General features: G+C 46.0%; 7 protein-coding genes. 3 read left to right on the top strand and 4 right to left on the bottom strand.

Annotated features, from left to right (window positions below; translation table 11 throughout):
• The first annotated feature begins 217 nt into the window (after positions 1 to 217).
• Complete coding sequence (locus RIB93_RS03555; RefSeq protein ID WP_446370351.1) at positions 218 to 820, top strand: Uma2 family endonuclease; 603 nt, start codon at positions 218 to 220, stop codon at positions 818 to 820.
• A gap of 269 nt (positions 821 to 1,089) precedes the next feature.
• On the opposite strand, the gene RIB93_RS03560 is transcribed toward RIB93_RS03555, so the two are convergent.
• The 3 genes from RIB93_RS03560 to lepA form a co-directional block, all read right to left on the bottom strand.
• Entirely contained in the window at positions 1,090 to 1,419 is a 330-nt protein-coding gene (locus tag RIB93_RS03560; RefSeq protein WP_446370353.1) for a hypothetical protein, read from the bottom strand.
• Between the two features lie 437 nt (positions 1,420 to 1,856).
• Entirely contained in the window at positions 1,857 to 2,762 is a 906-nt protein-coding gene (locus RIB93_RS03565; RefSeq protein WP_446370355.1) for a polysaccharide lyase, read from the bottom strand.
• Between the two features lie 267 nt (positions 2,763 to 3,029).
• Entirely contained in the window at positions 3,030 to 4,841 is a 1,812-nt protein-coding gene (gene lepA, locus RIB93_RS03570; RefSeq protein ID WP_446370357.1) for a translation elongation factor 4, read from the bottom strand.
• Positions 4,842 to 5,044: 203 nt separating this feature from the next.
• Here lepA and RIB93_RS03575 point away from each other — a divergent pair, with 203 nt between their 5' ends.
• Together RIB93_RS03575 and RIB93_RS03580 are read left to right on the top strand one after the other, a co-directional pair.
• Positions 5,045 to 5,275 (top strand): type II toxin-antitoxin system CcdA family antitoxin, encoded by a 231-nt coding sequence (locus RIB93_RS03575; RefSeq protein WP_044210163.1) that lies wholly within the window; start codon positions 5,045 to 5,047, stop codon positions 5,273 to 5,275.
• A 124-nt stretch (positions 5,276 to 5,399) separates the two neighbouring features.
• Positions 5,400 to 7,109: a GAF domain-containing sensor histidine kinase gene (locus tag RIB93_RS03580; protein ID WP_446370359.1), complete on the top strand. Its 1,710-nt coding sequence runs from the start codon at positions 5,400 to 5,402 to the stop codon at positions 7,107 to 7,109.
• Between the two features lie 790 nt (positions 7,110 to 7,899).
• Here RIB93_RS03580 and RIB93_RS03585 read toward each other — a convergent pair.
• Complete coding sequence (locus RIB93_RS03585; RefSeq protein ID WP_446370361.1) at positions 7,900 to 9,168, bottom strand: molybdopterin molybdotransferase MoeA; 1,269 nt, start codon at positions 9,166 to 9,168, stop codon at positions 7,900 to 7,902.
• Between the last annotated feature and the right edge of the window lie 416 nt (positions 9,169 to 9,584).

Genomic DNA, 9,584 nt, shown 5'->3' on the forward strand with positions numbered 1-9,584 from the left:
GAGCTGGGGAAGCTGGGAAAGCTGGGGGAGCTGGGGGAGCAAGGGTACATTTTACCTGAGCAAGGTGATGCCATACTTATGAAGGATGCTACCCCATTTCCTTGCACTTTATCCACTGTCAATATGGCTCAAAGCATTGATGGGCTTTGCGGTTTCGGCTTTGTGTAGCAAGCCCTATTTAAGTTTTGAGATGGAAGCAAGCAACTGAGGAAAAATAATGACAACGCTGCTCATTCAAACCCAAAGTGTCCCCCTGACAGTGAATTTTCCTGCTCTCAAATCGATTAGTGTTGAACAATTCTACGAATTCTGTCTAGCCAATCGCGATTTGAGAATCGAGCGTACTGCCAGTGGGGAAGTGATTATTATGCCACCAGCCTTTTCAGATACAGGAAATCGCAACATGAAAATTGCTCAACAAGTTGCGAACTGGGCAGAACAAGATGGTACGGGTGAAGTGTTTGACTCCAGCGCTGGCTTTACCTTACCCAATGGAGCAACCCGCTCCCCTGATGCTTCATGGATTAAACTAGAGCGCTGGGATGCCTTAAGTGAGGAACAAAAAGCCTCTTTTGCACCGATTTGTCCAGATTTCGTAATTGAGTTACGTTCTCAGAGCGATACCCTTAGTGGATTGCGAAACAAAATGCAGGAATATATTGACAATGGTACATTACTCGGCTTGTTGATCGACCGCAAAAACAGAAACGTTTATATCTACCGCCCCAATCAAGAACCGGAAATCTTGGAGAATCCTGAAACAGTCAGCGGTGAGCCAGTGCTACCAGGATTTGTCTTGCGGATGGCAAAAATTTGGTGATTGACATTTAGGGAGCGCGATCGCACCTGAAGATAAAGTAAGTGAAGTGTTATGACTACTGTAACTTTCCATCACCTTCATAAAGCAGAGTTTTGTGGAAATAATCGCACTCCCGATAACTGAGATATTGCAGCATTTTCAATCAGCTAGGGTTGCTCTCAATAATATGAGAATCCATCAGAAAGTTTATCCTGGAGTTTCGTAATTATAGCAGTCGCCAGGGTCATTAGGACATTAAGATCAATGCCATGTATTGTCTTGAGCCATGCCTAGTGTCCTAACCGTTGTGGCAGTTGCGATACAATCCAACATCCTACCTTAAGACATAGAGCCGCCCCTTTCCATATTTTTAGTTTTTTATAGGGTTGTATAGCTTCTTCGCAAATTGCATCAATCACTATTTTTTTAGATTCTTCATACTTTTGTAAGTCAAAACATTGTAATCTAGCCCAGCGTTCTTGGAAAAAGGGACTGGGTATAACAGATTGGATATCAATATTCCAGAGTAATAATTCAGTTAGGCTTAATTGCTTGAAGGCTTCTGTGGTATTAAAGCTAGCAAAGTTTTTTTTCTTTCGCTTTTTGGCATTTGACGACATTTTGCGCCTTCCTGGTTAAAAAATACGCAGAAAAGGAGTGCGTGAAGCGAAGCTATCCCGAAGGGAATCGCGTTCCTGTTGACCATTACCAGAGACAAACTCTAACACAATTATCTGACTCAGGGAGCTGAGTATGATTGGGTAAAGTTGCAGGTAGTTCAGATAAAGTTCCCATCGTTTTTACACCTACCTAGTCTGTTCTATAGCAGTTTCCATGTCGATGCGGTACACCCAAACGGTAAAAGGACAGGGCTTACATTCCCTTTTTCTCCCCTCTCCCAAGCTTGGGAGAGGGGCTGGGGGTGAGGGCTGTACCTCACCCGATCAGGAAACGCTATATCAATGGTAATGTTAAACACCTCAATCCGATCAACTGCTCCGAATCAGGACAAGTAACCAAACTCTCGTGATATGGCGACTTTGAAATAAACTTGTCCCTACTCGTTCACCTCTGAAACCGAGAAATCAGCGAAGTCTACATACACATCTTTCGGAGTTGCCCAAGAAGGATCACCGCCACCAAAAAAGGTGGAGAAAAATATACCATCAATTTTGAGGTCTTCAACAGTACGGAATGTCAATCCTTGCTCATCTAGAACCATGTTTCCATCCAACCAAACTTTAACCCGACCATTGGCTTGACCCGGTTCATTGAGGATAACCTCCTGCTCAATATGATGCCAAGTTCCGGGGACGAACTGCCAATTCCCCCGACCAATTGATGTGCCGTATTCTTCACTTGTGGGCAGATAGGCATACAGTTCGCCATCACCATTTCTTCTCCACATGAAGCGCGTCGAAAACCCATCGGTTCCATCAGGAGTTTTCCCGCCACTAGCACCATTACCCCCGTAAAGTCCCGGCAATTTCCCTCCCTTCACAAAGTCAAAGTCATCCGAAAAACGAACATAATAACTTAAGCGCAGGGATTCTTTAGCCGGTAAATCTAAATCCGCATAAAACTGTGTACCTCCTAAGGGGGCGTCATTTTTTCGAGAAACCGTAGGACTAGCTGAACCCGCCGGATAGTTTACCCGCAGCACCATCTCAAATCTGCCGTCGGCATCTTTAATCACTTCACTATTTTCTAAACCCCACTGTTTCTCACTTTTAAGATTCCAATATTGCTGCCAATCCGTTGCTGCAAAGCTATCTGACCAAAGCGGGGTAACATCAGCGTTAGAGGCTACATCTTGACGGGTTTCTGTGGAATTGCTTAAGGCAGAAGAGGACTCTATTTCATTTGAAGAAGTCTGAGCGCAACTATTCAGCATAATGACTAAAAAAGCTGCACTTAAGAATTGACATGAAGCGGCTAGATGCTTAAATTGGATTGACGTCATGGGTTTTGCTTAAAAGGCGGAATAGTGTAGAGTTTTTATCATCTTGAGCTTAATGCACCCTCAACCATCCAATTTAATCCTTAAGCTAGGCTTTTGTCAGCCCTTGACTGAAAAAAGGCAGAATGCAGATGGCAAGGTGATAAGGAATAAGGAAATTATCACTGTTTAGATGGACCTCAATACTCCTCGGATAAGCTCTAATTGAATTTCTTCTTCCCCAGCTTCCAGACGTAGCATGCTACGTCTCTACATGGCTCCCCAACTCCCTTACTGAGGATCAAGGCGCAATACTGCCATAAATGCTTCCTGAGGCACATCAACTGTACCCAGGGATTTCATCCGCTTTTTCCCTTTTGCCTGCTTTTGCAACAATTTTTTCTTCCGGCTAATATCCCCGCCGTAACATTTAGCGAGTACGTCTTTCCGCAGTGCGGGAATATGTTCACTGGCAATTACCCGACTTCCAATTGAGGCTTGCAGAGGAATTTTAAATTGGTGACGGGGAATCAGTTCCCTGAGTTTTTCCACTAAAGCCCGACCAACAGAGTAAGCTTTATCCCGGTGGACAATCATTGCCAGAGAATCCACGGGATCACCATTAATTAATACATCAAGACGGACGAGCGTGTTTTCCCGATACCCAATAAGCTGATATTCCATACTGGCATAACCGCGCGATCGCGATTTGAGTTGATCGAAAAAGTCAGTCACGACTTCCGCCAGAGGTAATTCATACACCAAGGTGGTTCGCCCTTGGGTTAAATACCGCATATCTTTAAACTCACCCCGCCGCGTTTGACACAGTTCCATCAGCGTCCCCACATAAGTTTCTGGGGTAATCATCTCGATGCGACAGTATGGTTCTTCAATTTTCTCCCGCTGCTGGGGTGGAGGGAGTAAGCTGGGGTTGTCAATTTCCAAAAGCTCCCCATCCATATTCGTGACTCGATAAACCACCGATGGGGCGGTGATGATTAAATCTAAATCATACTCCCGTTCTAACCGCTCCTGAACGATTTCCATGTGCAATAAGCCTAAGAAACCACAGCGGAAACCAAACCCCATGGCGCTGGAGGTTTCCGGTTCATAGTTGAGAGCCGAATCATTGAGCTTGAGACGGTTGAGGGCTTCGCGTAAATCTTCGTACTGATCCGCATCGGTGGGGAATAAGCCACAGAACACCATGGGTTTGGCTTCCTTGTAACCGGGTAAGGGCTTCTCCGCCGGTTCAGCAGCTAGAGTTATCGTATCGCCGACACGGGCATCTTCTACAGCTTTAATCGCCGCTGCTATATATCCCACTTCTCCGGCGTGGAGTTGCTCAACCTGGATTTGTGTTGGTGACAATACACCCAGTTCATCAATTTCATATTCTTTTTTGGATGCCATCAGCCGAACTTTATCCCCGGTTTTGACTGTACCATCCATCACCCGGAAATAGATAATGACACCTCGGTAGGGGTCATAGTAACTATCAAAAATCAAGGCTCGCAGGGGCTGATTGATGGTGTCTTGGGGAGGAGGAACCAGATGCACGATAGATTCTAAAATCTCATCAACCCCAACACCCTCCTTTGCCGATGCGAGGATGGCTCCGCTACAATCGAGACCAATGACCTCTTCGATTTCTGAGATCACTCGTTCGGGTTCTGCTCCTGGGAGGTCAATCTTATTCAGAACCGGAATAATTTCTAGGTCATGCTCCAAGGCTAAATAAACATTTGCCAGAGTTTGAGCTTCAACCCCCTGAGAGGCGTCTACCACGAGCAATGCGCCCTCGCAAGCGATAAGCGATCGCGAAACCTCATAGGAGAAATCCACATGACCCGGGGTGTCAATCAAATTGAGAACGTATTGCTCACCATCTCGCCCCTTATAGTTCATGCGAGCGGCTTGCAGTTTAATGGTAATCCCGCGCTCGCGTTCCAATTCCATGTTGTCCAGGAACTGTTCCTTCATGTGGCGATCGCTCACCGTACCCGTTGTCTGTAAGAGGCGATCGGCTAAAGTGGATTTACCATGATCAATATGAGCAATGATGGAAAAATTGCGAATGCGAGAGACAGGAACATCAGTCATAGAATTATCGGGTGACAAAAAAAATCGGCAACACGGAATGGATGGCTCTTAATGTATTTTAATGTTTCTTCCCAAAATGGGGACAATACTCCTGATACTCTAACTCCAGAGAACCTTTTCGGGCTGATTGCGTCACAAATCTCAGGTGGCAAGAGAGCAAGTTGTCGTAAACTGTAGTGTAGGGGAACACCAAAACGCTGAAAATGAATAATCATGCCATTCATCGAGAGCATTCAACAAACAAGGAAGAAATATCTATCCTCATGGATGCTCAACTGTTAGACCAAATCAAACACTTAACCAATGATCCGTCTAAGGTGATAGAAACAGCCATTCGTCAATGGCTAAGAGGAGAGCGCGATCGCGATGATGAGCTAACCCGCACCTTGAGACGAAATCCACCAGTACCGCCACGAGGCGAATGGAACGATTAAGAGCCAAGAGGTTCGTCGCTTTTTCTTTCGCCTGAGGCTCCAGGGCGTTAAGGGGTTGCATTTATGTCTGTCTTGGTGCGAGCGCTAATCCTTTCGCTGCTTGTAGTTTCCAGGTTTCTTGTAGATGATTGCTCCTGCTGATTTCCACCATCCTCGATTCGGGTATACCACTATGCAATCTACTACTGCACAAGGCAAGTCAAGCTTTTTGCAGGAGTTAGAGGTTGAGCTGATGTGTAGCCAAGATGCATCAGGTCAGTATCACTCCTTTTATTGGCGACAAGCCGAGCAGTATGAATTAACTCAAGAACAGGTTATTGGGGTTCCCCTCAACGAAACCTTTCATCCCATTGCTCTAGATGCTTATCGGGATCGAATCCAGCGGATTCTAGACAACCGCACCCCAGAACGCTGTATCCACGACTTCTGTTATGGCGATCACGTTTTTCCCTTTGAACTGGTGATCAGCCCAATTTTACAAGCAGACGGTCAGGCGACTCAGGTTTGGGTGATGGGTCATCTGTTACCTGAGGGTTCGGTGCAAAAAGTTATCGATTCGTTGGTACCGTTAAGTGTCGATCCCAATCAAAAACTACTCACCCAAATTGCCCGCCGGATTCGCCGGACTTTAGACTTAGATACAATCTGGCAACAAACAGTAGACAGTTTAGGGAAAGCCCTACAAGTCAGTCGCTGTATTATCTGTTCCTACAAACCTGACTACATGGATGTCAAGGTGGAAGCGGAGTATCGCCAAGACTCATTAGAGGAAATGTTGGGGATGACGCTGGAACTAGAGTCGGAACTGATAATGAAACAAGCGATGTGGAGTTCCGAACCCGTAGTTGTTGACCAAATCGCCCCCAGTCGGTTTCAGGAAAAATCCCTGCTGGTGGTTTCCACGTCCTATAAAGATGAACCCAATGGCTTAATTAGTTTACAACAGTGCGATCGCCACCGTCCCTGGAGTGATGCGGAAATTGAGCTAGTGCGGGAGTTGGCTGAACAAGTGGGAACCGCGATCGCGCATGGTACGCTCTATAAAGAACTGGAACTAGCTAGAGAACAAGCCGAGGAAGTGTCCCGCCTCAAGAGTGAATTTCTTGCCAGCACGTCTCACGAATTGCGGACGCCCCTAAATGGAATGATTGGCTTTCTCAAGCTGATTCTGGAAGGGATGGCGGATGACCCCGAAGAACAGCGCGAGTTTATCCAGGAAGCCCATAATAGCGCCTTACATCTGCTCAACATCATCAACGATATCTTAGATATCGCCAAGATTGAAGCCGGAAAAATGGAGCTGGAGTTTAGTCCAGTTGAGTTAGAGTATCTGTTCAATAAAGTCTATGATTTTACCGCGCAGCAAGCCCATCACAAGAATTTGAGCTTCACCCTGGAAATTCCCGCCGTTTACGATGGCATTGTTATGTATGGGAACTATCAACGGTTGCTACAGGTGATGCTAAACCTGGTGGGGAATGCGATTAAATTCACCGATGAAGGGGGAATTACCATCAGCGCCGAAGTCATTCGCAAGAAAGTCCATTTTCAAGGACAGGAATTTCCTGGACATGTGAAAGTGCGGGTAGCGGATACAGGAATTGGGGTTTCCTTGGATAAGCAAGACAAACTCTTCCAATCCTTTAGCCAGGTGCATGGTGGACTCAATCGTCCTTACGGGGGAACCGGGTTAGGGTTAGCCATTTCCCAAAAGCTAGTGGAAACCATGGGCGGTGTCGTACATTTCTTCAGCATGGGGGAAAACTTAGGCTCAACTGTGACATTTACTGTACCCCTTTATCAAGAACCTGTGATGGTGTCGCGCACAGATTGATTGGGTAGCTGAAGGATTTTTCATCTTATCCAGTCAGCTTTAACCGACTTCAGCTTTCAGCCTTGGGTTTAAATTAAAGGCTGTTTAATATTTAAAAAGTTAGGGGAATCCCCTAAGTCTGACACCTTCCCCTAACTGTTCATTCAAGATATTCAAAACCATCCAGCCTCTAGAGCGCTCAGTTGGCTTAAGGAAAGTTCTGCCAACTATTCTGAACTCAATGTAAGCGATTAGAGTTGAGTCAGAAAGTTATCTATGAATACTCAGGCTGGCCTAGTATTAAACCTAGTTATTTTTGGAGCGGTTTTGAGTCAGCCTGTCATTGGCATTCAACCTCATCAACGTTTCCTTATGTTACAATTTCACCCTCAAGCTGGACAGGATTTATTCTTAACCCAAAAAAACGTCATCCAATGGAGCAAATAAATTAGCACTTGTGTAGTGGCGTGACCCACCTAAAATAGGACTTTGTTTGTAGTGAGAACTTTAGTTCTCTAACGCCTATCTGGAGAAGGCTGAGGTTCCCTCACTACGAACCCAATCTATTGCACCAAATTAGCTGGGTCACGGCAGTAGGGTGCGTTAGGCGCATAGTTTTTTATTCACTTTTATTTTCCACAGAACACTCATGCGCCGTAACGCACCACCTTGGTTGGTGCGTTACGCTTGGGTGATAACTGGTTAAAAAGAATGTAAACCCGCGCAGGCGGGTTTTGTTTGTATAGCTGCGGTTACCCTACGGAAAGCCGCTCCGCGTCTACAACCGCCCCATCTTAAAGGATGTTTCCTCTTAAAAGCCCACCGACAAAACTTGCACCGTTTCTCCGGCTGGAATCAAGGTTTGACCAACGGGTACGACCGCAAGACCCGTAGTTTGGGCTAAGTTAATTAAATTACCCGAACTGTGACTACCACCCGCCAACTTGAATTCGTAGTTCCCCTCAACTAATTGAAGCTGACCCCACAAATAGGATTCTCGACGCCCATCGGATTTGAGTTCGCTACGAGAGATGGCGTTGATAAATCTGGGCTTCCATCGTTGCATTGGTAACCCAGAAAGCTTTTTCATCACAGGTTGCACAAATCGCCAACAACTGACTAACGCGGATACTGGATTTCCGGGTAGACCAAAATATAAGACTGGATGCGATGAGCCTTTTTTATTCCTCTGACTCGGAGGCGGAAACGTCGCCACGGTTAAGGGTTTACCCGGTTTAATCGCAACCGAACGGATGTGAATCTCCGCATTCAGTTGGGCTAAAATTTCATCTACATAGTCATACTCGCCCACAGAGACGCCACCTGTAGACAGAACAATATCGGCGGCTAGAATAGCTTGGGCAATGGCTTGCTTCAGGGCGTCCGGTTTATCGCGGACAATCCCCTGTACCTTAGGGATTCCGCCACAGAGAGTCACCCAAGCGGCTAAGGCGTATTGGTTAGAATCGACAATTTGACCCGGTTGCAAGGGTTGGTACGGCGTAACCAGTTCATTTCCGGTGGAGAGAATCGCGACTTTGGGACGGCGATAGACGGTGAGTTCCGTACATTGGGCGGCGGCGAGGACGGCAATTTCTGGCGCACCCAGTTGAATTCCTGATTCTAAGAGGGGGTCTCCAGCACGGTAAAATGATGCCTGATGACGCACAAAACCTTGCGGTTTCGGGGCTTGTAAGATTAAAACCTGGTTATCCTGGCGCTGTGTATGTTCCTGCATCACCACCGTATCAGCGCCCTGGGGCATACATGCACCCGTGAAGATACGCGCCGCTTGTCCGGGTGCAATGGTTTTTTGCGGTTGATAGCCGGCGGGAATCTCTTCGACGAGTTCTAAACGTATTGGTTGTTGTTCATTCGCCGACTGCACATCCGCATAGCGTACTGCATAACCATCCATCGCAGAATTATCCCAGTGAGGAAAATCCAATTGACTGGTTACAGGAGACGCCAAAATGCGACCTGTGGCGGCGGATAGGTCGATACTTTCGCTGTCTAACTGGGAGTCTAAGGGGTGGACGAGATCTAAGATAATGGATTCGGCTTGGTTAACGGGTAGCATGGAGCAAGAATTAGGAATAATGGGTTATTCGGCTTCTCCAATCAGTGTAAAGGCTGCCCAGTCTCTGGGATGAGGATGTTTATGAACCTAGACTCCGCACTTCAATTTGAAGTACAATAAACTACATATCCAATCAAGGGAAAAAGTCTGAAAAATTAAACACTTGAATATCTTCTCAAGAAACAGTAATTGTTTTTGGGACTCTTGAGAGTTTTTTTGAGCAGCCTAAATTTAGGAGTATCTACTCTCCTTACACAGATTTATACCTGATCCAAAAATTCCCAAATTGCCACAAAGGTGAGTCACGAAAAAATCACAGATAATATTTTTGACAAGAGGAGGGCAAGAAGTTCAAAATAAATTGACGTTCGTCCGTCAAGTTAACTATCTGTTTGACTCCATCAATAACTACTGCA

The organism is Coleofasciculus sp. D1-CHI-01, assembly GCF_040218875.1.
Classification (GTDB): domain Bacteria; phylum Cyanobacteriota; class Cyanobacteriia; order Cyanobacteriales; family Coleofasciculaceae; genus Coleofasciculus.

Coding starts and splice junctions, on each gene's coding strand:
- RIB93_RS03555 (WP_446370351.1), top strand. CDS start 218: ATGACAACGCTGCTCATTCAAACCCAAAGTGTCCCCCTGACAGTGAAT.
- RIB93_RS03560 (WP_446370353.1), bottom strand. CDS start 1,419: ATGTCGTCAAATGCCAAAAAGCGAAAGAAAAAAAACTTTGCTAGCTTT.
- RIB93_RS03565 (WP_446370355.1), bottom strand. CDS start 2,762: ATGACGTCAATCCAATTTAAGCATCTAGCCGCTTCATGTCAATTCTTA.
- lepA (WP_446370357.1), bottom strand. CDS start 4,841: ATGACTGATGTTCCTGTCTCTCGCATTCGCAATTTTTCCATCATTGCT.
- RIB93_RS03575 (WP_044210163.1), top strand. CDS start 5,045: ATGAATAATCATGCCATTCATCGAGAGCATTCAACAAACAAGGAAGAA.
- RIB93_RS03580 (WP_446370359.1), top strand. CDS start 5,400: ATGATTGCTCCTGCTGATTTCCACCATCCTCGATTCGGGTATACCACT.
- RIB93_RS03585 (WP_446370361.1), bottom strand. CDS start 9,168: ATGCTACCCGTTAACCAAGCCGAATCCATTATCTTAGATCTCGTCCAC.